Source organism: Cytobacillus sp. Hz8 (genome assembly GCF_042263505.1).
GTDB lineage: Bacteria > Bacillota > Bacilli > Bacillales > Cytobacillaceae > Bacillus_BE.
This window is the reverse complement of the sequence record NZ_JBHKFI010000004.1, coordinates 170,680-192,790: the sequence shown is the minus strand read 5'-3', so window position 1 is coordinate 192,790 and position 22,111 is coordinate 170,680. Positions and strand designations below refer to the sequence as shown.

General features: G+C 38.3%; 21 protein-coding genes. All 21 read right to left on the bottom strand.

Annotated elements, in window-relative coordinates:
- Positions 1–235: 235 nt before the first annotated feature.
- A complete protein-coding gene (locus ACE38V_RS07695; protein ID WP_375840635.1) occupies positions 236–2,554 on the bottom strand; it encodes a DNA translocase FtsK in 2,319 nt (772 codons plus the stop codon).
- Positions 2,555–2,704: 150 nt separating this feature from the next.
- The gene (locus tag ACE38V_RS07690) at positions 2,705–2,929 is read right to left on the bottom strand and encodes a YlzJ-like family protein (protein ID WP_375840634.1); all 225 of its coding nucleotides are present in this window, start codon (positions 2,927–2,929) and stop codon (positions 2,705–2,707) included.
- On the bottom strand, positions 2,926–3,678 hold the full coding sequence (locus ACE38V_RS07685) for a ClpP family protease (protein WP_375840633.1): 753 nt from the start codon (positions 3,676–3,678) through the stop codon (positions 2,926–2,928). The genes ACE38V_RS07690 and ACE38V_RS07685 overlap by 4 nt, the downstream gene beginning before the upstream one ends.
- Before the next feature lie 145 nt (positions 3,679–3,823).
- Positions 3,824–5,491, bottom strand: coding sequence for a ribonuclease J (locus tag ACE38V_RS07680; protein ID WP_375840632.1), 1,668 nt, complete (start codon positions 5,489–5,491; stop codon positions 3,824–3,826).
- Between the two features lie 226 nt (positions 5,492–5,717).
- Positions 5,718–6,593, bottom strand: coding sequence for a 4-hydroxy-tetrahydrodipicolinate synthase (gene dapA, locus ACE38V_RS07675; protein WP_375840631.1), 876 nt, complete (start codon positions 6,591–6,593; stop codon positions 5,718–5,720).
- A gap of 34 nt (positions 6,594–6,627) precedes the next feature.
- Positions 6,628–7,857, bottom strand: coding sequence for an aspartate kinase (dapG, locus tag ACE38V_RS07670; protein ID WP_375840630.1), 1,230 nt, complete (start codon positions 7,855–7,857; stop codon positions 6,628–6,630).
- 89 nt (positions 7,858–7,946) lie between these two features.
- Positions 7,947–9,002, bottom strand: coding sequence for an aspartate-semialdehyde dehydrogenase (gene asd, locus ACE38V_RS07665; protein ID WP_375840629.1), 1,056 nt, complete (start codon positions 9,000–9,002; stop codon positions 7,947–7,949).
- A gap of 229 nt (positions 9,003–9,231) precedes the next feature.
- Positions 9,232–9,825 (bottom strand): dipicolinate synthase subunit B, encoded by a 594-nt coding sequence (locus tag ACE38V_RS07660; protein WP_375840628.1) that lies wholly within the window; start codon positions 9,823–9,825, stop codon positions 9,232–9,234.
- Complete coding sequence (gene dpaA, locus ACE38V_RS07655; RefSeq protein ID WP_375840627.1) at positions 9,822–10,724, bottom strand: dipicolinic acid synthetase subunit A; 903 nt, start codon at positions 10,722–10,724, stop codon at positions 9,822–9,824. The genes ACE38V_RS07660 and dpaA overlap by 4 nt, the downstream gene beginning before the upstream one ends.
- Before the next feature lie 196 nt (positions 10,725–10,920).
- Positions 10,921–11,163: a YlmC/YmxH family sporulation protein gene (locus ACE38V_RS07650; protein ID WP_375840626.1), complete on the bottom strand. Its 243-nt coding sequence runs from the start codon at positions 11,161–11,163 to the stop codon at positions 10,921–10,923.
- A gap of 202 nt (positions 11,164–11,365) precedes the next feature.
- Positions 11,366–12,607 (bottom strand): M16 family metallopeptidase, encoded by a 1,242-nt coding sequence (locus ACE38V_RS07645; protein WP_375840625.1) that lies wholly within the window; start codon positions 12,605–12,607, stop codon positions 11,366–11,368.
- A 182-nt stretch (positions 12,608–12,789) separates the two neighbouring features.
- Positions 12,790–13,743 (bottom strand): polysaccharide deacetylase family protein, encoded by a 954-nt coding sequence (locus ACE38V_RS07640; RefSeq protein WP_375840624.1) that lies wholly within the window; start codon positions 13,741–13,743, stop codon positions 12,790–12,792.
- Positions 13,744–13,959: 216 nt separating this feature from the next.
- Positions 13,960–16,080, bottom strand: a complete 2,121-nt coding sequence (pnp, locus tag ACE38V_RS07635) for a polyribonucleotide nucleotidyltransferase (protein WP_375840623.1) — start codon at positions 16,078–16,080, stop codon at positions 13,960–13,962.
- A 145-nt stretch (positions 16,081–16,225) separates the two neighbouring features.
- Positions 16,226–16,495, bottom strand: coding sequence for a 30S ribosomal protein S15 (gene rpsO / locus ACE38V_RS07630; RefSeq protein ID WP_375840622.1), 270 nt, complete (start codon positions 16,493–16,495; stop codon positions 16,226–16,228).
- 124 nt (positions 16,496–16,619) lie between these two features.
- Positions 16,620–17,567, bottom strand: coding sequence for a bifunctional riboflavin kinase/FAD synthetase (gene ribF / locus ACE38V_RS07625; protein WP_375840621.1), 948 nt, complete (start codon positions 17,565–17,567; stop codon positions 16,620–16,622).
- A gap of 38 nt (positions 17,568–17,605) precedes the next feature.
- Positions 17,606–18,526, bottom strand: coding sequence for a tRNA pseudouridine(55) synthase TruB (gene truB, locus ACE38V_RS07620; RefSeq protein ID WP_375840620.1), 921 nt, complete (start codon positions 18,524–18,526; stop codon positions 17,606–17,608).
- Between the two features lie 69 nt (positions 18,527–18,595).
- Positions 18,596–18,943 (bottom strand): 30S ribosome-binding factor RbfA, encoded by a 348-nt coding sequence (gene rbfA / locus ACE38V_RS07615; protein WP_375840619.1) that lies wholly within the window; start codon positions 18,941–18,943, stop codon positions 18,596–18,598.
- A 68-nt stretch (positions 18,944–19,011) separates the two neighbouring features.
- A complete protein-coding gene (locus tag ACE38V_RS07610; protein WP_375840618.1) occupies positions 19,012–19,293 on the bottom strand; it encodes a DUF503 domain-containing protein in 282 nt (93 codons plus the stop codon).
- Positions 19,293–21,500 (bottom strand): translation initiation factor IF-2, encoded by a 2,208-nt coding sequence (infB, locus tag ACE38V_RS07605; protein WP_375840617.1) that lies wholly within the window; start codon positions 21,498–21,500, stop codon positions 19,293–19,295. The genes ACE38V_RS07610 and infB overlap by 1 nt, the downstream gene beginning before the upstream one ends.
- Positions 21,501–21,519: 19 nt before the next feature.
- Complete coding sequence (locus ACE38V_RS07600; protein ID WP_375840616.1) at positions 21,520–21,822, bottom strand: YlxQ family RNA-binding protein; 303 nt, start codon at positions 21,820–21,822, stop codon at positions 21,520–21,522.
- Entirely contained in the window at positions 21,812–22,102 is a 291-nt protein-coding gene (gene rnpM, locus ACE38V_RS07595; RefSeq protein ID WP_375840615.1) for an RNase P modulator RnpM, read from the bottom strand. Before rnpM ends, ACE38V_RS07600 begins: the two co-directional genes overlap by 11 nt.
- Positions 22,103–22,111: the final 9 nt, after the last annotated feature.

Below are 22,111 nucleotides of genomic sequence, written 5' to 3'. Positions count from 1 at the left end.
AATATACCATTTTTTTTTGTATAAATAAATAGAGATTTTTATTTTTCTCGATAATGTCAAAAATCCAAATAAGGATTTTTCTCAATAATAACGCCATTTTTTTCAAAAATAGCGCTAGAATAAAGCGCTTTCAAAACTTTGAATGGAAAATAAGAAAAGAGCTCCACATATCCGCTCTTTTCTTATTTTCATGATTTCATTTTGATTTCACAATTTTTTACTTACTTTTCCTTCACTAAAATGAAGAACTAGCCTCATCAGAAGACTTTGGTATTAGCACAGTTCGAGGCTTACTTCCCTCATAGGGTCCAACAATTCCCCTTAGCTCCATCTCATCAATTAATCTAGCAGCTCTTGTATAACCAATCCTAAATCTGCGCTGCAGCATGGAAACAGAGGCAGTCTGCATCTCGATTACTAGCTCAACGGCATCATTATATAATTCATCATCTACTTCAGAGTTTATTTCTGGGATATCATCAGGAATCATATCCTGCTGATACTGAGCCTTTTGTTGAGAAATAACAAAATCCACGACCTCTTCTACCTCATCATCTGAAAGAAAGGCGCCTTGAACGCGAATCGGTTTTGAAGCCCCAACAGGCATGAAGAGCATATCCCCTCTCCCTAGAAGCTTCTCTGCACCTCCCATATCCAAAATCGTTCTCGAATCCGTTTGTGAAGAAACGGCAAAGGCAATTCTGGAAGGGATATTAGCTTTAATGACTCCAGTAATGACATCTACAGAAGGTCTTTGTGTCGCAATAATTAAGTGAATTCCTGCAGCACGAGCCATCTGTGCCAAGCGAGTAATAGCATCTTCAACGTCTGAAGAGGCAACCATCATTAAATCCGCAAGCTCGTCCACGATTACCACAATAAAAGGTAATAATGGCTGTTTTTCATTTTCTTCAGCATTTTGTCTTCTCACATGTTCATTATAACCTTCAATATTTCTCGTGCCTGTATGGGAGAATAACTCATAACGCCGCTCCATTTCATTGACAACCTTCATTAGGGCTTGAGCTGCTTTTTTCGGATTTGTCACAACAGGTGCTAAAAGGTGGGGAACCCCATTATAAACATTTAATTCCACCATTTTCGGATCAATCATCATCAGTTTCACTTCATGGGGCTTTGCCCGCATAAGAATACTTGTAATAATGCCATTAATACACACACTCTTCCCACTACCTGTTGCCCCTGCAACAAGTAAATGGGGCATTTTATTCAATTCAGCAAGGACAGCTTCTCCCGTAATGTCGCGGCCTAACCCAATCAAAAGTTTTGATTCCGGCTTTTCATTTTGCGTTGCTTCAATGACTTCCCGTAATGACACCACCGCAATTTCGGAATTGGGGACTTCAATCCCTATTGCGGACTTTCCTGGTATTGGAGCTTCAATTCTGATATCCTTCGCTGCCAACGCAAGTGCTAAATCATCACTGAGATTAACAATCTTACTTACCTTGACTCCGACATCTGGATGAACTTCATATTTAGTTACAGCTGGTCCTAAATGGACCTGAGTCACTCTAGCCTTCACGCCAAAGCTTTGAAAGGTTCGTTCAAGCTTTGCTGCATTGGAATGAATCATTTCATATTCTCCACTTTGATCAGCTTGTTTGGGAAATTTCAAAATATGTAGAGGAGGTAATTGATAATCCACATTTTCTACCTCTGTAAACATCATTGGAGGAGAACCATCATCCACCTCATCCATTTCCTCATGTACTGGATTTGTTCTGCTGTTTTCAGCCAATGTTTCTGGATGTTGAACCTTTTGCGCAAAGCTAGAGATGATTGGCTCGGGAAGTGGTTCCTCAACTTCTGCCTCAGGTTCGACAGGAGGTTTTTCCGCGATTCGTTTTTCTTTCCGTTTTTCCCTTTTTGCCGTATTCTTCTTCTTTTTATTATTTTTCCATTCCTTCGTATCTTCTTTAAACGCATTCCACTGTTGTTTTATAAATTGATAGATGGCGATAAACACCTTACCAAGAACATCACCAAATGTTTTCCCAGTCAGTAAAACAAAACCAATGATGAATAAAACAAAGGCGATAATTTTCGTTCCCGCATCTGCAAATAAATAGTGGCTAGCGGCAAAAAGAACAGCTCCAAGCATACCGCCACCTAAATCAGTTGTACTTGTCTCGCCTTTAATTTCCATTTGATACAGTTCCCAAGTATTTTTAATTACACTGGGATTCGCGAATTTTTCACCATTCGATAACAATTCAAACAACTTTTCATGACTTAATAGCAATATAGCTGAAAAAATGAGATAAAGTCCGATTAACTTTGTATGAAATAAAAATGGGACCGCCCTTTTCCACATAAAGTAAACACCCAATACGACTAAAGCGATAAGAGAGACCATGTACCATTCGCCCAAAAAAAAGCGAAAAAACAGGACAACTGCCTTTCCAACCGCTCCAAGCTTTGCTATGGATATAGCAGCAAGAGCAATCAATATGATTCCTAATAGCTCAAATTGCACGGATCGCTTGAATTTTTCCTTTTGTCTTGTTTTTCTTTTCTTCCTTTTTACCATAGAATCACCTTATCAGTTCATAATTACGTACCACTACTCAAAAAGGGAATATTTGCATATCCAGTCTCATCATAATCAATGAAGAAAGCAGCCCTATTTGGCTGCTTCCTGAAGTTTATCCTAATTATACCACATTTTTGTCTATTTATCTTATTCAACCTCTAGGATAGATAGATAAGAACCGGGCTCACATCTACCATCTAAATAATGGACCGGATCACTGCTTAAAACCCTCAAAACTCGATATTGTTGAGATTGATCATCTTTTTCCACAAGCAATGGAATACCATCAAATGAGACCATTTTCTGTTTTGAAAAATCATCTTGATTAGTCGGAAAAATCATATCATGAGGCATCATTGTATATAGAATCATTGAACCATACTCTCACTTTCATCCTTATTTAAATCAATCAATTCATTTAATTTTTTCATAGCTGCTCCAAGACCGCCAACTTCATTGATAAGACCATATTTTACTGCATCTGTTCCAACAACATTGGTTCCAATATCTCTTGTTAAATTCCCTTTTTCAAACATGAGCTCTTTAAATCGAACTTCTGTTATATTTGAATGCTTTGTCACAAAATTAATGACGCGGTCCTGCATTTTATCCAAATACTCAAAAGTTTGCGGAACACCAATAACGAGGCCCGTTAACCTAACCGGATGAATCGTCATCGTAGCTGTTTCTGCGATAAAGGAATAATTGCATGACACTGCAATCGGAACCCCGATCGAATGACCTCCTCCAAGTACAATCGATACAGTCGGTTTTGAAATAGAGGCTAGCATCTCAGCAATCGCAAGTCCTGCTTCCACATCGCCCCCAACTGTATTCAAAATCACTAACAAGCCTTCAATTTTTGGATTTTGCTCAATCGCAACTAATTGTGGAATAAGATGCTCATACTTGGTTGTTTTATTTTGTGGAGGTAATTGTATATGACCTTCAATTTGACCGACAATCGTTAAACAATGGATTCTTGTATCCTGAGATAATTGAGGAACATTCGTTTGACCTAATTGCTGGATCTTTTCCATTAAGGAAGACGGTTTATCTTCTTTCGGCTGATCTTGATCCTCATTGTTAACCGTTTCACTCTGTTCCTTTTCTCTATCCATTCCAATTCTCCCTTCACACATGATATGTTTAGTATGAAACACCCAACAGATTTTCATGCCAAAAAGAACAAATGGAATCCATGATTTCACATTAGAAAAATAAAAATGGGTCTTCTCTTGAAAGAGATAGACCCATTTTTATTCATTAAACTTCCATGATGATTGGTAAAATCATAGGACGACGCTTGGTTTTTTCAAATAAAAATTGATAAAGCTGGTCACGCATGTCCTGTTTAATGCTCGCCCAATCAAATGTCTCCTTGCCAATGTTTTTTTCTACAATTTCCTTAACGAGTTTCGTCGCTTCTACCATTAATTCCTCTGATTCTCTCACATAGACAAATCCTCTAGAAATAATTTCCGGTCCGGCAGTTATTTTTTTATCTACCCTATTTAGAGTCACTACTACAATTAAGATTCCATCTTGAGATAATAATCTACGATCTCTCAAAACAATATTTCCTACGTCGCCTACACCACTTCCATCTATTAGAACATTGCCAGAAGGAACCTTTCCGCCAAATCTAAGACGTTCATTTTTCCATTCAAGACAATCGCCTTTTTCAACAATAAAAATGGAATCATCCGTGAGGCCGCATTCCTTGGCGATTTTCGCATGTGCCTTCAGCATTCTAAATTCACCATGAATCGGAACAAAATATTTGGGATTCATTAAATTAATCATAAATTTAAGTTCTTCATGATGTCCGTGACTTGAATTATTCACCATATTTTTTTTGGTTAAGACATTGGCCCCTGCCCGATATAGCATATCAATCGTTTTATAGACAAAAACCTCATTGCCAATTAACGTTGAAGCTGCAATTAATACAGTGTCACCTGGTTTAATATTCATATGTTTATAATTTTGTTTCGCCATTTTCTGTAAAACTTCAATAAAATCACCCTGGATCCCTGTCGTTAAAACGACAAGTTCATCATCGGCATAGTGGCTCATTTCTGTTATCGGAATAATAATTTCATCATGAACGCGAAGATAATCCAAACTTAAGGCAATATCGAGAATTCGTTGTGAACTTTTTCCTAAGAGGATAACCTTCCTTCTACTTTCATAGGCCGCATCAAACACATGCTGAATGCGACTTAAATCAGAAGCAAAACATGCAGCAATAATTCTTCCTGAAGCATTATAGAATGCATCTGCCATTTCGCGGGAGATGACCCCTTCAGAAATGGAGTAGCCTGGTTTTTCCGCTTCCGTACTGTCCGATAATAGACATAAGACTCCTTCTTCTCCTATTTGTGCCATTTTGCCAATCTCAGGTTTATATAAATCCGTTGCAGCCTGATCAAACTTGAAATCTCCAGTATGGACTATAGTTCCTTCCGAGGTATGAATACAAATACCAACAGAATCTGGAATACTATGATTTGTTTTAAAGAAGCTCACATTTACCGAATCAAATTCGATGATGGAATTGGAATGAATTTCATTAAATTGAACATTCCCCTTATATTCCTGCTCTTTCAATTTTGCTTTCGCCAGTGCTAACGTTAAGCGTGTCCCATATACAGGCACCTTAATTTGTCTTAGCAAATAAGACAGGGCACCAATATGATCCTCATGTCCATGAGTTAAAAAAACAGCCTTTACTCTCTCACCATTTTGTATTAAATATGTAAAATCAGGGATGACAATATCGATTCCGAGCATTTCATTTTCGGGAAACATAAGACCAGCATCCACAATGAATATTTCATCATCCACTTCAACAATATTCATATTCTTGCCGATTTCCCCTACTCCACCAAGTGGCATCAATTTAATGATTTCATTCTTTCTTTTTTTCACTTCAGTATCCTCCTATGTTGAAACTTTCCGATCGAAATCAGTTATGACTATTATACTTGATGATAGAAAACCTTTACAACCCAATTTATTAACGACAAAATCTGCCATATTTTGAAAACGAGCCATATAGAAAAAGCCAACCAGATTTTAACGAATCTGATTGGCTTTTTCTATATATAATAAGAATTGCCTTAGGAAGAAATTTGTCGAAATATTTTTTCTAACATTATTGATAACTATTTAAAGTTTTAGCCAATGCAACTCTTTCTTGCTCGGAAAGAGGAACTAATGGCAAACGGACGGAACCGACATCCAGACCTTTCAGTTGCAAAGCTGTTTTAACCGGAGTAGGACTTGGAGCCTTAAATAAGCTTTCCATGATTGGCAATATTCTTTGATGAATCTTAGCTGCCTTTTCATTTTCACCATTTAGAAACGCCTGAATCATTTCTTGCATGTCATTTCCAATAATATGAGAGGCAACCGAAACGATTCCTGCTCCACCGATCGCCATTACTGGAAGAGTTAATCCATCATCACCACTATATAGAAGAAAATCATTATCCGTCTCTGCAATAATTTTTGTCATTGCACTTAAATTACCGCTAGCCTCTTTAACCGCCACGATATTAGAAATTTGTGACAGGCGAATAATCGTATCCGGCTGAATATTAACGACCGATCTTCCCGGGATATTGTATACCATCACTGGAAGGGAAGTACTTTCAGCAATTGCTTTGAAATGTTGATACAATCCTTCCTGGTTTGGCTTATTATAATACGGAGCGACGATCATAATCGCATCTGCGCCAATCTCTTCCGCCTTTTTTGTTAATAGGATGGAATCATACGTGTTATTACTTCCAGTACCAGCAATAACCGGAACCCTTTTATCAACAACTTTTACAACATGCTGAAAAAGGGCAATTTTTTCTTCCTTCGTTAAGGTTGGAGATTCCCCCGTTGTACCCGCCACGACAATTGTATCTGTACCATTTTCAATTAAGTGATTAATCAGAACGGTTGTTTTTTGAAAATCGATATGTCCTTTTATATCAAATGGTGTCACCATCGCCGTTGCCACTCTACCAAATAAAACCACTTTTCTCACTCCTATCTGTTTAAATCTTAATGCCCTATTTTGAATTAGCATCTGATTCTAACTCAAATGCAGCATGCAATGCATTCACCGCTTGGACTAAATCATCTTGCTTTACAAGAACCCAAATCGTTGTATGACTATCAGCAGATTGCAAAATGCGAATACCACTTTCTGAAAGAGCTGATACAATCTTTGAAGTAATCCCTGGGACTCCTGCCATTCCTGCACCAACTACTGATACCTTTGCACAATTTCTTTCTAAACTTGGTTCATGTCCAAGATTTCTTAGTACTTCAACTGCCTTATCTGTCATCTCATCTGTTACCGTATAAATAACGGCACTTGGTGAGATATTGATGAAATCCACACTAATCTTCTCATTAGCCATGGACTGGAATACTTCTGTTTGTAAATTATATTGATCCTTCTTCGGAAATACCTTAATTTGCGTGACAGGAGAAAGATGGGCTATTCCAGTTATTAATCTTTCAGATATATCACTACCCAAATTATGGTCCGGTAAATCCGCTACTAAAGTCCCTAGACCCTCGGAATAAGTAGAGCGAATCCTTAGAGGTATCTTCGCCTGCATGGCAATTTCAACGGCGCGTGGGTGAATCACTTTCGCCCCTTGATAGGCCAAATTACACACTTCGGTATACGTCACCTGCGGAAGTGGTCTCGCATTATCAACGAGCCTTGGATCTGCTGTCATAATCCCTTCAACATCGGTAAAAATATCAATGCGTTCGGCATTTAATGCAGCACCAAGAGCAGCGGCTGAGGTATCACTGCCACCACGACCAATGGTTGTGGTATCCCCGTTTGGTCCTGCCCCTTGAAATCCTGCCACGACCACTACATCATAATCCTCTAATTCTTCGAATAAGCGTTCACACTTCATTTCCACAATTTTAGCGTTGGAATGCTCATTATTAGTAAGGAAACCTGCTTGTGCTCCAGTTAATGAAGTCGCATTTATTCCACTTTCCAACAACATGTTTGAAAAAACAACACTGGAGATAATTTCACCACATGCAAGTAAGCTATCACTTTCTCTTTTGCTGATTTTGCCTCTCGTCCCACCAATTAATGAAAGTAATGTATCCGTTGCATATGGATCCCCATTGCGTCCCATCGCTGAAACAACAACCACTACCTTGTATCCTATCGCTAATTCATGTTCAATATGCTTTTTAGCATGCTCTCTGCTTTTTTCATCACGAACAGAGGTTCCGCCAAATTTTTGAACAATAATTTTCATGATAACACCTCAAAAAAAGATCCCATTTTCATTTAGTTTAATTGATATATGACATTTTGACTTATCGGGAGCTTTTACTCACATGTTGATTATTTTTCTTTTACTAATCCTAAATGAATTAAGCTTTCGGCAATTTGAACTGAGTTCCATGCTGCACCCTTAAGTAGATTATCAGATACTACCCACATATGAAATCCCTTTGGTTCATCTAAATCCTTTCTAATTCGGCCAACAAAAACATCATTTTTACCCACACAATCTACAGCCATTGGATAGATTTGATTACTTGGGTCATCTTGAAGAATAACTCCAGGTGCAGTGGCGAATATTTCCTTCAAATCATTCGCTGTTACCCCATCTTCTTCGATTTCAAAGTAGACAGATTCAGAATGTCCGGTTGCAACTGGAATTCTCACGCAAGTTGCTGCTACCTGTACTTCTGGTAAATGCATGATTTTCTTTGTTTCATTAATCATTTTCATTTCCTCATAAGTGAAACCATTATCCTCGAAAACATCAATTTGCGGAATGGCATTAAAAGCAATTTGATAATGCAATTTATCAGACTTAACAGGTAAAATTTTCGGTTCAAAGCTTTCACCAGAAACGATTGCTTTCGTTTGTTGGTTCAATTCTTCAATGGCTGAAGCCCCGCTTCCTGATACTGCTTGATAAGTGGAAACAATCACTTTTTTTAGACCAAATTTTTGGCGAATCGGCTCAAGTGCAACGACCATTTGAATGGTTGAACAGTTTGGATTCGCAATAATTCCATGATGTTCGTGAAGATCCGCCTTATTCACTTCAGGGACAACAAGTGGAGTATCCTGATCCATGCGGAATGCACTTGTATTATCCACACAAATGGCACCGCGTTTTGCAGCTTCTGGTGCCAATGCCTTTGAAACACTTCCACCAGCGCTAAATAAAGCAATATCCACCCCTTCAAAGCTTTCAGGTTTTGCTTCTTGTACCGTATATTCTTCACCTTTAAAGGTTAACTTCTTCCCAGCAGAACGACTTGAGGATAATAAAGTTAATTTAGAGATGGGAAAATTTCTATTTTCCAAAGTTTGAAGCATTTGCCCACCTACTGCGCCTGTTGCCCCAACAACTGCAACATGAAATCCTTTTTTCACTGTCATATCTAAGTTTCCCCTTCCAATTCCAATAGATTTGGTAAGCTTTTTCCGGCAAAAGTGAAATCAGATGATTGGATGAGGCGGACATGACTTCCGCCTTCTCCATTGCCTTTCTTCGCTTAAATATATAACATGGTTGATTGAATCTTATAATAAAACTTATTTTACCATATTCATTCGCTATAGAAGCAAAATTTTTTGTCCTATTGCCGAAAAAAGCAGAAAGGGTCCTTTAATCGCGATATCTTTCTACAATGACAGGCTGAATTTGTTTCCCTTCGAGAGCGGATTCCACAGATTCCTTCAGCATCGTCATTCGTGCAACCATGGAGTTTGGTTTTTTAATGGGATCATCCTGTCCATAAGGAACAAAATAGATATTTTTCGTTGCCATAAGCCTCATTAAGTTCACCCCATTTAAGCCGAGTGCATCATTTGTAGAAATAGCTAATACTACGGGATTCCCATTTCTTAACGTTGCTTTCGCTGCCATGAGCACCGGAGAATCTGTCAAGGCATTCGCCAGTTTGCTCATGGAATTTCCTGTAAGTGGAGCGATGACCATACAGTCAAGTGGAATTTTCGGTCCCAGGGGTTCTGCTTTTACAATGGAATCAATCACCTTATTTCCTGTGATTTCTTCAATTCGATGAATCCAATCCTCGCCCTTTCCAAAACGAGTTTCTGTATTTTGAACGGTAAAAGTGACCACTGGTAGAACTTCTGCTCCTGCATTGACAAGATTTTCTATTTCAGGAAGGACGGCATCATAGGTGCAATGCGATCCTGTTAATCCAAAACCTATTCTTTTTCCCTTCAAATTCATGTTACTTTCCCCTTCCTAGATTGAAAATCATCCTGAAGCAATTGAGAAAGAACGTTGGCTAATATTTGCCCAGCCGTTTTTGGGGCTACGATTCCCGGTAAACCCGGTGCAAGCAACGCTTTTATTCCGCGTTTTTCAGCATAGCGAAAATCCGTTCCTCCTGGCTTTGAGGCAAGGTCAATAATCAATGTATGTGAGGGCATTCGCGAAATTACCGAAGCACTTACGACCAAATGTGGGATCGTATTGATGCAAATATCTACATCGCGAACATGCTGCGCTAAATCGTTAATATGGAATGGAGTTAAGCCCATTTCCGTTATACGAGCAATATGCTCACTCTTTCTTGCACCAACCTGAACTCTTGCTCCTAATGAAGCAAAGGTTCTTGCCACACTCATTCCTACTCTCCCTAATCCTAAAACAATGGTTTTCGAACCGTGTATCGTAAAATCAGTATGCTGAATGGCCATCATGATCGTTCCTTCAACTGTTGGGATGGAATTATATATAGCTACATCATCCCTTGAAAACAGCTGAACAAGCCGCCTGTTAGCCTTTTTTGTGATTGCATTTAAATACGAATTTGTAATCCCTGAATAAATTGTACAGTGAGGAGGTGTTTTCATTAATACCTCTTCACTTAAATAAACCTTTTCATTGGAAAAAATAGTTTCAATTTGCCCATCCAAGCTAGTTCCAGGTACTGGTAAAATAATTGAGTCAATATTTGAAAAATCCACTTCATCTAATTTTTCCTTTATTGCACCAGAAAAGGCATGATCAAGCTGTTCAAATCCAATCAAGGACAATTTCGAGTCAAGCTCCGTCAGTTTACGGATAATCTCGAGCTGCCTTGCATCACCACCAATGACGGCAATTTGCATCCCTGTCAGCATTGTATTTTCACCTTACCTTTTAAAAGAAATCCTTTGTAGAAAATGATTGTCGACTACTCAACATCTTATGTTTTAGATAAAAAACGGTGAGTGCTCTTAGGGAAAAAAATAGGGAAAATGCCCAGACATCATATAGTTAATCGTTCAAACAAAAAATCCTCTGATTTACAGAGGATTTTTTGTATTAAAAGCTCATTTATTCTTCTGGAATATCGATAATCACCATATCATTGCCGATTTTTTTAATATGGCTCCACGGTACCCTAACCTCATTCCCATTTTTCTTTAAACCAAACCAGCTAACCGAAGATGGGATCAATAATGCTTGAATTTGTCCTGTGCTCTCATTGATTTCCAAATCCGTTTGTCCAAGCACACCAAGACGCTCTGCCTTTTTTAAGTCGACGATTTCTTTTCCGCTAAGCTCGCTTAATCTCATTGGTATCTGGTGCCTCCCTCGTACAATTTAATCTCTTACTAATAATGTATCGACAGTCGTCCCTATTTAGAATCAGTTATTAAAAAACAATCTTGGAATAACTCAAAAAAACTTTCTTCCTTAAAGTTCTTGCGTATTTTGGTCAAACTTCAACCGCAAAAAAAGCCTACAACAATGTACTGTAGACTTTAAGTGATTCGAATTATTTATCTAAGATCTTCGGCAGTTCTCCACTTGGACTTACAAGAGCTACCGAATGTGGAGCAGAAAATATCGTTTGAGCCATCGTATTAACACTTTGCAATGTTACAGAATCAATTTGATCGACAATTTCATCGAGGGAGCGATGGCGACCGAGCAATAATTCATTTTTTCCATTACGACTCATTCGACTATTCGTACTTTCAAGACTAAGCATCAGGCTTCCTTTAAGCTGTTCTTTACTATTATTAATTTCTTTATCGGTAACGCCATCTTTCTTAATGATAGACAACGTTTCCTGAATGGTTTCATATAGGACATCCAGTTGCTTGGCCCCTGTTCCACCATAAATCGTAACAATCCCACTATCTTGAAATGCGGAATGATAAGAAAAAATGGAATAAGCAAGTCCGCGCTTTTCTCTCACTTCTTGGAACAAACGACTGCTCATGCTTCCACCGAGAATATTATTTAAAATAATTAAGCTGTATACATCATCATGTCCAACATGTAAGCCTTCAAATCCTAAACATAGATGAGCCTGTTCCGTATCTTTCTTCCTAGCCGATTGATTTGCATGAAAGGATGGTTTATTCTCTGCAATTGAAAGCTTTCCAGCCTCGTAGGATCCGAAATAATGTTCCACTTCCTTAATAAAAGCTTCAGAAATATTACCAGCAATCGAGATGACCACATTTTCAGGAGTGTATGTATCATGCATATATTGTTTTAACGTATCACCCGTGAACGTTTCTAAAGTTTCTTCTGTTCCTAATATCGGGTAGCCAAGTGGATGGTCCTCATAAATGGCTTTGCTTAAAATATCATGAACGATATCATCGGGGGTATCCTCATACATTTTTATTTCTTCACAAACCACGTTCCTCTCCTTTTGCAATTCCTCTTGCACAAAAGAAGAGTTAAAAAACATATCAGCTAAAATATCTAAAGCAAATTGTGCATGGGTATCAAGCACCTTCGCATAATAGCATGTGTATTCCTTTGAGGTAAAGGCATTAACTTGACCACCAATGCTATCAAAGGCTTCTGCAATTTCTCTTGCTGATTTTGTTTGGGTCCCTTTAAAGAACATATGCTCTAAAAAGTGAGAAACTCCATTATTAATAGGGGTTTCGTTTCTAGATCCTGTTCCAATCCAGATACCAATTGCGACAGAACGGACCGTTGGAATATTTTCTAAAACAACCCTTACTCCATTTTGACATGTATATTTCTTAATCAACTAAATTCCTCCTGTTCTCTAAAACCAGATGAAACAACCAACCATATGACTAATGAAGTTTTATCATCATTTTTAGCTTTTCCAAAAAAGATTTTTTATCCCTTTTTATTTAAAAATGAATCTCTTCTAAACTTAGAGGTCACCACGCTTAAAATATCATAAACCATTTCATTTTGGAAGTATTACCTCTTCAAATTCTCTTCATTTAACAAATCCGATACTGTGCCAATCTCCAGGTTCTTTTCTTTCATTTGAATGATTAGTTGTTCTAAGGCTTTGGTCGTTGATTCCGTTGGATGCATTAAGATTAAAGCACCATTATGAACCTTGCTCATCACCCGATTGATTAATACATTGGTTTCAGGCTTTTGCCAATCAATTGTATCCACACTCCACATGACCGTCCCAAGATGCTCCTTTGCCGCAATCTTAACGACTTCATCCCGATAACTTCCGCTCGGAGGAGCAAACCATTTTGGTCGTACACCAGTGGTTGCCTCAATCACATCATTGGTTTTTTGAATTTCTTCGTCAATTCTAGCAGAAGTAAGATGCTTCATATCCGGATGAGTATAGGAATGATTCCCTATTTCATTACCCGCACTAACAATCATTTTCGCAAGCTCCGGATTGTTTTTCGTCCAACGTCCTTCTAAGAAAAAGCTTGCTTTTACATTTTGTTCCTTTAAGATCGTGAGCATATCAGATAAGTACTCATTTCCCCATGCAACATTGATAATAAAAGCAACCATTGGTTTGTTCGGATTCCCTTTATAAATTGGATTTGGAGGCAAATCAGCCAAATGTACCTTTGGCTTAATTTTTTGAAATTGGAGCTTATCTTCATTAAATTCTCCATCCTTTTTCATTTTCCGATAAGACCCCTCAATATCCACCTTTCTGCCATTTAATCCTGGAACAGCCTTCCAAATAGGATCTATTTTTGCATCAATTGGCTTTATATCGTATTCTATTGCCTTCTCTTCAATTTGTTCTAGCAAATGATCTCCGGCACTATAGCTAAACGCAGGTTCAGCCTTCATAGTAAGAGCTTTTATATATTCCCCAGTCAATGGATTACTGACGATGATTAATGAAACAACCATGATGAAAAAAATCGAAATTAACTTTTTCATAAATAAAGCCTCCCCCTTCCATACAAATTATGTATGAAAAGGACAAGGTAGAACGATTTGCAGCGATAACCGCAGAGAGAGATTGCATAGTGAAAAATAAAGCGCTGTCATTTAAACCGATAGAAAATAATTGCTTTTTCCTTTTGCCTTGATATAAGAAAAAGCCAGGGGGCTCCCCCTGACTTCTAAACTGTGGAGTAAACATAGAAAACTTACTTATTGTTGTGCATGCTCTTTCTGTTCTCTTTGTTCACGCAAAACTGCTTTACGAGAAAGATTTACACGACCTTGTTTATCGATTTCCATGACTTTTACTAAGATTTCATCTCCAATGGAAACGACATCCTCCACTTTACCAACACGTTCCTCTGCAAGTTCAGAAATATGAACAAGTCCATCTTTACCACTGAAGATTTCTACAAATGCACCGAATTTTTCAATTCGCTTCACTTTTCCTAAATACATTTGACCTACTTCTACCTCGCGAACGATATCTTCAATGATTTTCTTCGCTTTTTGGTTCATTTCTTCATTTGTTGAAGAGATAAAGATCGTTCCATCTTGCTCTATATCAATCTTGACATTGGTTTCTTCGATAATCTTATTAATTTGTTTTCCGCTTGGTCCAATCACATCACGAATCTTATCTGGATTAATCGTCATCGTTAATATTTTTGGAGCGTATTGAGATAATTCCCCTCTTGGTGCAGAAATCGTTGCCAACATAGAGTCAAGAATTTGCATGCGGCCTTTTTTCGCTTGTTGTAAAGCTTCTTGTAAAATCGTACGCGATAAGCCTTCAATCTTGATATCCATTTGTAAAGCCGTTACCCCAATAGCCGTGCCGGCCACTTTGAAATCCATGTCTCCAAGATGGTCTTCCATGCCTTGGATATCCGTTAAAATCGTATAGTAATCGCCTGATTTTACAAGACCCATTGCAATCCCTGCAACTGGAGCTTTAATTGGTACCCCAGCATCCATCATGGCTAATGTACTTGCACAAATACTTGCTTGAGAAGTAGAACCATTGGATTCTAAAACTTCTGATACTAGACGAATCGTATATGGGAAATCCTTTTCAGAAGGAATCACCTGCTCAAGAGCACGTTCTCCTAATGCGCCATGACCAATTTCGCGACGACCAGGTCCTCTCATTGGACCAGTCTCCCCAACACTGAAATTAGGGAAATTATAATGGTGCATAAAACGCTTTTCTTCTTCAATTCCAAGTCCATCGAGAATTTGGACATCCCCTAAAGCACCTAAAGTACAAATGCTAAGAGCTTGTGTTTGTCCACGAGTAAACAAACCTGACCCGTGAGTCCGAGGTAATATTCCAATTTCTGAAGACAGTGGACGAATTTCATCAATTTTACGTCCATCAGGGCGTATCTTATCTTCCGTAATTAAACGACGAACTTCACCTTTCACAATCTTATCTAAAATTTGTTTGATTTGCTTGAGTAACTCTTCTTCCACTTCGTCAGCTGTATATTTTTCAATGACAGAGTCTTTAACTGCTTTAATTGCATCTTCTCGTGCATGCTTTTCCTGAACTTGAATGGCTTGAATCATTTCTTGCTCACACATGCCGCGCACCTTTGCCTCTAGTTCCTGATCAACTTCGTATAAAGAAACCTCCATCTTTTCTTTACCGATTTCAGCAACAATTTCCTCTTGGAAGGCAATCAATCGTTGGATTTCTTCATGACCAAACATAATCGCCTCTAGCATGATTTCCTCAGGAACTTCCTCCGCACCTGCTTCAACCATATTAATGGCATCCTTAGTACCGGCAACAATGAGATGCATGTCGCTTTTTTCAGCTTGAGCAACTGTTGGATTAATAATAAATTCATTATCAATACGTCCGACTGTCACACCTGCAATAGGACCTTTAAAAGGAATATCTGATACGGAAAGAGCTAATGAGGAACCAAACATCGCAGCCATTTCAGGAGAACAATCTTGATCCACGCTCATTACCATACTAACAACTTGCACATCATTACGGAAGCCATCCGCAAATAATGGGCGAATTGGACGGTCAATTAAGCGACTGGCTAAAATCGCTTTTTCAGATGGACGACCTTCTCTTTTAATAAATCCTCCTGGAATTTTTCCAACAGCGTATAAACGCTCTTCGTAGTTTACAGTTAATGGAAAGAAGTCAACGTTTTTTGGTTCTTTTGATGCAGTAGCGGTACTTAAAATCGCCGTTTCACCATAGCGCACAAGAACTGCACCATTTGCCTGCTTCGCAAGCTGGCCAATTTCAACAGTTAATTTACGTCCTGCCCAATCTATTGAATAGACATGTTTATCTTGTCCCATTTAATAACCCCTCTCTATTTAAAATCTGGTCGAAATATTTACATTTTCATTCTAACTGTTTTCTACCTAGTATGTACATTTTTTTACTATGTAAAAAGATATTTTATCCTAATAAAAAAGCGGGAAAAAATCCCGCTTTTGCTGACTATCGACGTAAACCAAGTTTATTAATTAACACACGGTAACGTTGAACGTCTTTGTTACGTAGATAAGTTAGTAGATTACGACGTTTACCAACCATTTTTAAAAGACCGCGACGTGAATGGTGGTCTTTCTTATGAGTACGTAAATGCTCGTTCAAATTGTTAATTGATTCTGTAAGGACAGCGATTTGAACTTCTGGAGATCCAGTATCGTTCTCATGAGTTTTATACTCATTGATGAGTTCATTTTTACGTTCTTGTGAGATTGCCATCCTGTTCACCTCCTATTAATTTAAATATCCCCATACCTGAGCAAGCGTCGGAGATTCGACTTGCCAAGGAAAGGTTCATTTAGTACGTTTATTAGAATACAACTTTTTTTGACAAAAAGCAAGACTAACCTCTGTTTTTTTCAAAGTACTCCACCGTTTGCTCTTTATCTAGTTGAATTTGAGATACTAGTGCATCAATTCCAGAGAATTTTTTCTCTGAACGCAAGTGCTTGTGCCATTGAATGCTCGCTTCCATTCCATAAATATCACGATTGAAATCCATGATATGAACTTCAATAGAAGGTTTTTCAATCCGTTCTTCATGGAAGGTTGGTTTATAGCCAACATTACATACACCAATATACCATTTGTCCCCCACTTTCATTCGAACTGCATAGACTCCAAGCGGAGGCAGGATATATTCCTCAGATATGTCTACATTAGCTGTTGGGAAACCTATGGTCCTTCCCCGGTGGTCTCCGTGGATGACAAGTCCAGATGTTGTATAAAAACATCCCAATAGCTCAGGCATGATTTCAAGTCTGCCTGCTTTGATTTGATTCTTAATTAGGGTAGAGCTAATCTTCTCATTATGACAGGAAAGCTTTGATACAGTTGTATACTCAAATTGATTTCTAGAATGAAAAGGAAGTGTTTCCATATTCCCTTTTCCCATTCTCCCATATGTAAAATCAAATCCAGCTACCACATGCTCAACATGCAACCCAATTAAATAATGATCAACAAATTCCTGTGGGAGTAGATTGGCAAAATCAGCTGAAAAGTGAACCACAAATAAATAATCAACCCCTAAATCAGAAATCCTTTTAATCTTTTCTTTTAAAGGGGTAATATATTCTACTTTATCCCGATTTCCTAATACAACGGAGGGATGCGGGTCAAATGTCATGACGGAGCTTTTCAAGTTTTTCTGCTCTGCTTTCTCTTTGGCTGTGAGAATAACCTTTTGATGTCCTAAATGAACTCCATCAAAATAACCTAATGCCATCGCAAGAGGTGGAAAATCAAATCTATTAAACTCATGAGGATGATCAATCGTTATTACTTCCATGAAGCTACTCACCTTTTCTTCATACTTTCAGGTTTAACTTAACATTGATCGTTTCGCAAGACCTTTGTTGGCTTCATTAAACCTATTTTGCTTGGATGTTTTTGATAGACTGCCAAAGCCGTTCCAGTAGAGGTTTCAATCAATATAGGACCATCTTCATCCTCCAAGCCTTCCGGAATTTGAAGAACGGCTCCATTTTTTACTTTCTCTGCTACTTTATCATTTATTTGATATTTCGGCAAATGAGTTAACGCAAATTCAAGTGGGCGCAACTCATTGATGAAAGTGCCTAGATCCATTTTCTTAGCTACCTCTTCTAGTGTCAAACAATCGTCAAGGGTAAATGAGGCTGAACGTGTTCTTGTTAGCTGTGACATGTGAGCAGGATATCCTAATTCCTCCCCTATCATCACTGCAAGCGTTCTAATATACGTTCCTTTGCTGCAGGCAACTCGAAAACGAAAGGAAATTGTCTTCCCTTCAAAAACCGTTCGGCCATCTAGTAGTTCCATGGAATAAATCGTGACCAATCGTGAGGGCCTTTCTATTGTTTTACCTTCTCTCGCATATTCATATAATCTTTTTCCCTTCACTTTCACAGCAGAGAACATCGGAGGAGTTTGAGAAATTTCTCCTGTAAGATTCTTAAATACGGAAAGAATTTGTTCCCTTTTTATGTTTTCTTGAAGATATTTCTTCTCAACCATTTCTCCTGTAGCATCCTCTGTTGTCGTAGAAAAGCCCAAGGTTACTTCTCCAATATACTCTTTGCCCGCATCCGTTATGTACTCTGCCACCTTGGTTGCTCTTCCAATACAAATTGGAAGCACACCATCTACCTCAGGATCCAATGTCCCTGTATGACCAATCCTCTTGATTCTTAGCATCTTTCGCAGTTTAAAGACACAATCGTGTGATGTCATCCCTTTAGGTTTAAATAATGGTAAAATTCCTTCCATCTTCATCCTCCAATTGAAAAAAAGAGACTAACATGGGTCAGCCTCTTATTATTCTTTAATGCCTTTACCTTAATCCTCGTTTTTATGAATTTGATGGAGAAGTGACTCTATTCGATTTCCATAATCAATTGATTCATCAAATTCAAAAATGATTTCAGGTGTTTTACGTAAGCGAATACGTTGTCCAATTTCTGAACGGATAAAGCCTTTCGCTTTTGCCAGTCCCTTTAACGTATTTTCTCGTTGCTCTTCATCACCTAAAACAGAAATATATACTTTTGCTTGTTGGAGATCACCAGTTACTTGGACATCTGTAACAGTCACAAAGCCGATACGGGGGTCTTTAATTTTTCTACCAATAATATCCCCTAGCTCTTTCTTCATTTGCTCACCAACACGATTAGCTCTTAGGCTCATAAATATCACCTCTTTATCGTGCGATACGTATATTCTTTTCGATGGAGTTCTAGCCCCATCCTTTTCATTCATATCCATTCCCATTCCGTTATCGTTCGTTCAATTTCCGGAAAGGAATCAATTAGATTTAGTGCATTCGTTAATTCTTTCTCAGTTGAAACTTGAGAAGAGCTTACGGCAACAATCGCAATTTTCGTTCGCTGCCATAAATCTTGATAATCAACCTCCGACACAGAAACATTGTACTTCTGTTTCAGTCTCATTAAGATTCTTTGAAGTACGGCTCTTTTGTCCTTTAAAGAGTGAGCTTCATAAATCAAGCACTCACAGGTAGCTAAACCAACTACCATTAACGTTCCACTTCCTCCATAATATATGCTTCAATAACATCGCCTTCTTTGATATCATTGAATTTTTTAATCGTAATTCCACATTCATAGCCTTGGGCTACTTCTTTGGCATCGTCTTTAAAGCGTTTTAATGCATCGATTTCCCCTTCAAAAATAACGACACCATCACGAATTAAACGGATTCCGCTATCACGAGTAATTTTCCCGTCTGTTACATAAGAACCAGCAATGGTTCCAACTTTAGAAACTTTGAAGGTTTGACGAACTTCTGCCTGACCAATGATTTTCTCTTCAAATTCAGGATCGAGCATCCCTTTCATTGCCAATTCGATTTCATCAATGACTTTGTAAATAATTCGGTGTAGGCGGATTTCAACTTTTTCTTCATCCGCAGCTCGTTTTGCATTATTATCAGGACGGACGTTAAATCCAATCACAATTGCATTTGAAGCAGCTGCAAGAGTAATATCTGATTCGTTGATAGCACCTACGCCGGTATGAATAATTTTTACATTAACACCTTCCACTTCAATTTTTTGAAGGGCGGATGCTAAAGCTTCAACTGAACCTTGAACGTCTGCTTTAATGATTAGATTAAGTTCTTTAATTTCCCCTTGCTTCATGTGTTCAAATAAATTGTCTAAGCTGATTCTTGTTTTTTCACTTCTTTGAGCTTGTAGTGCAAGGTTGGCACGGACTTCACCAACATGACGTGCTGTTTTCTCATCTTCGAAAACCACAAAACGGTCTCCTGCTTGTGGCACTTCATTAAGACCCGTGATTTCCACAGGAGTAGATGGACCTGCTTCTTTCACACGGCGTCCTAAATCATTGACCATCGCACGAACACGTCCATGCGTATTTCCGACAACAATTGGGTCTCCAACATGAAGGGTACCATTTTGTACAAGTAAAGTTGCGACTGAACCTCGTCCTTTATCCAATTGTGCTTCAATCACCGTACCAAGTGCCTTACGCTTAGGATTTGCTTTATATTCTTCTACTTCACCTACTAATAGGATCATCTCAAGCAAATTATCAATACCTTCTCCAGTTAGTGCTGATAGGGGAACAAAAATGGTATCTCCACCCCACGCCTCTGGAATAAGACCATATTCCGTTAATTCTTGCATCACTCTATCTGGATTTGCTGTTGGTTTATCAATTTTGTTAACCGCCACAATAATCGGAACCTCTGCTGCCTTAGCATGATTGATGGCTTCGATTGTTTGAGGCATGACACCATCATCTGCAGCCACAACAAGAATGGTAATATCCGTAATTTGCGCACCACGTGCCCGCATGGTTGTAAACGCTGCATGTCCTGGTGTGTCAAGGAAGGTTATTTTCTTTCCATTTTCAATAACTTGATAGGCACCAATATGCTGCGTAATTCCACCTGCTTCTCCAGCGGTTACCTTCGTGTTTCGAATCGAGTCAAGTAATGTCGTTTTCCCATGGTCAACGTGGCCCATGATGGTGACAACTGATGGTCTTTCCACCAAATCCTTTGTTTCATCTTCTGTAAAATAAGCCTCTAGATCCGTCACATCGATTTTGATTTCTTCTTCAACCTCAACCCCATAATCTGCAGCGATTAATTCAATCGCATCTTTGTCAAGGTCCTGGTTAATCGTAGCCATTACACCAAGCATAAAGAGCTTTTTAATCAATTCAGATGGTTCTCTGTGAAGCTTCTTCGCAAGCTCTGCTACTGTTAGAGATTCACTAAAAGTGATTTTTGCCGGTAGCTCTTTTTCTTTTTTCTTTTGTGGCTGAACTTGTTGTGGTTGATGATTTTGATGTTTTCCTTTTTGTTGATGCTTGTTTTTATTTGCTTTATTTTTATTAAATACTTTATTTTCTTTTGATCCGGAATTTTGAGTGGGCTTATTTTTAGGTGATGTTTTAACCTTTTCCTTTGTTGGAGCAATATTTCTTTCGTCATCGTCCTCAAAAGCACTTGCTTTTTGCTTCAATTCTACCTTTGGTTGAACCTTTTGCACCGGTTTATGATCTCTTTCTTGTTTTACTGCAACTTCTTTTTTATCATTCTTATATAAACTTTCTAGTTTTTCAATCGTATCTTCTTCAATTGTTGTCATATGATTAGAAACCTCAACATTCATACTTTTCAGTTTTGCGATTACGTCCTTACTGGAGACATTTTTCTTTTTCGCGAATTCGTACACTCGCATTTTACTCATATTTTCACCCCCGATAATATTAATCGAGCAACGTTAAAAGTTTTTTGGCAAATCCATTGTCTAAAATAGCTACTACAACACGAGCATCCTTTCCTATCGCTTGCCCCAGAAGAAATCGGTCTTGAACCGTTTTAAAAGGAACCTGATAGAAATTGCATTTGTCCGTCACTTTTTTAGTAGTATTAGGAGAAGCATCTGCTGATAACAAAATGAGTTTCGCTTTCCCACGCTGAATCTCCTTAATGGAAAGCTCTTCTCCTGAAATGATTTTACGCGCTCGATTTGCTAAGCCAAGCAATGACATCCACCGGTTATCTTTCATTTGGAAGTCGGTTCTCCTTCTCGATAATCTCTAAGAGCTCATCATATATTGCATCACTTATTGGGACTTGTAAATGGTTCGCTAAAATATTTTTCTTCTTTGCTTGTAATACTACATCTTTGTCTTTAGAAAGATACGCCCCACGACCAGATTTTTTCCCAGATAAATCAATTGAAACAATGCCATCTTTTGAGCGAACGATGCGAACAAGTTCTTTTTTAGGCTTCATTTCACCTGTTGCCACACATTTTCGCAAAGGAACTTTTTTTCGAGTGTTCACGATCATTCA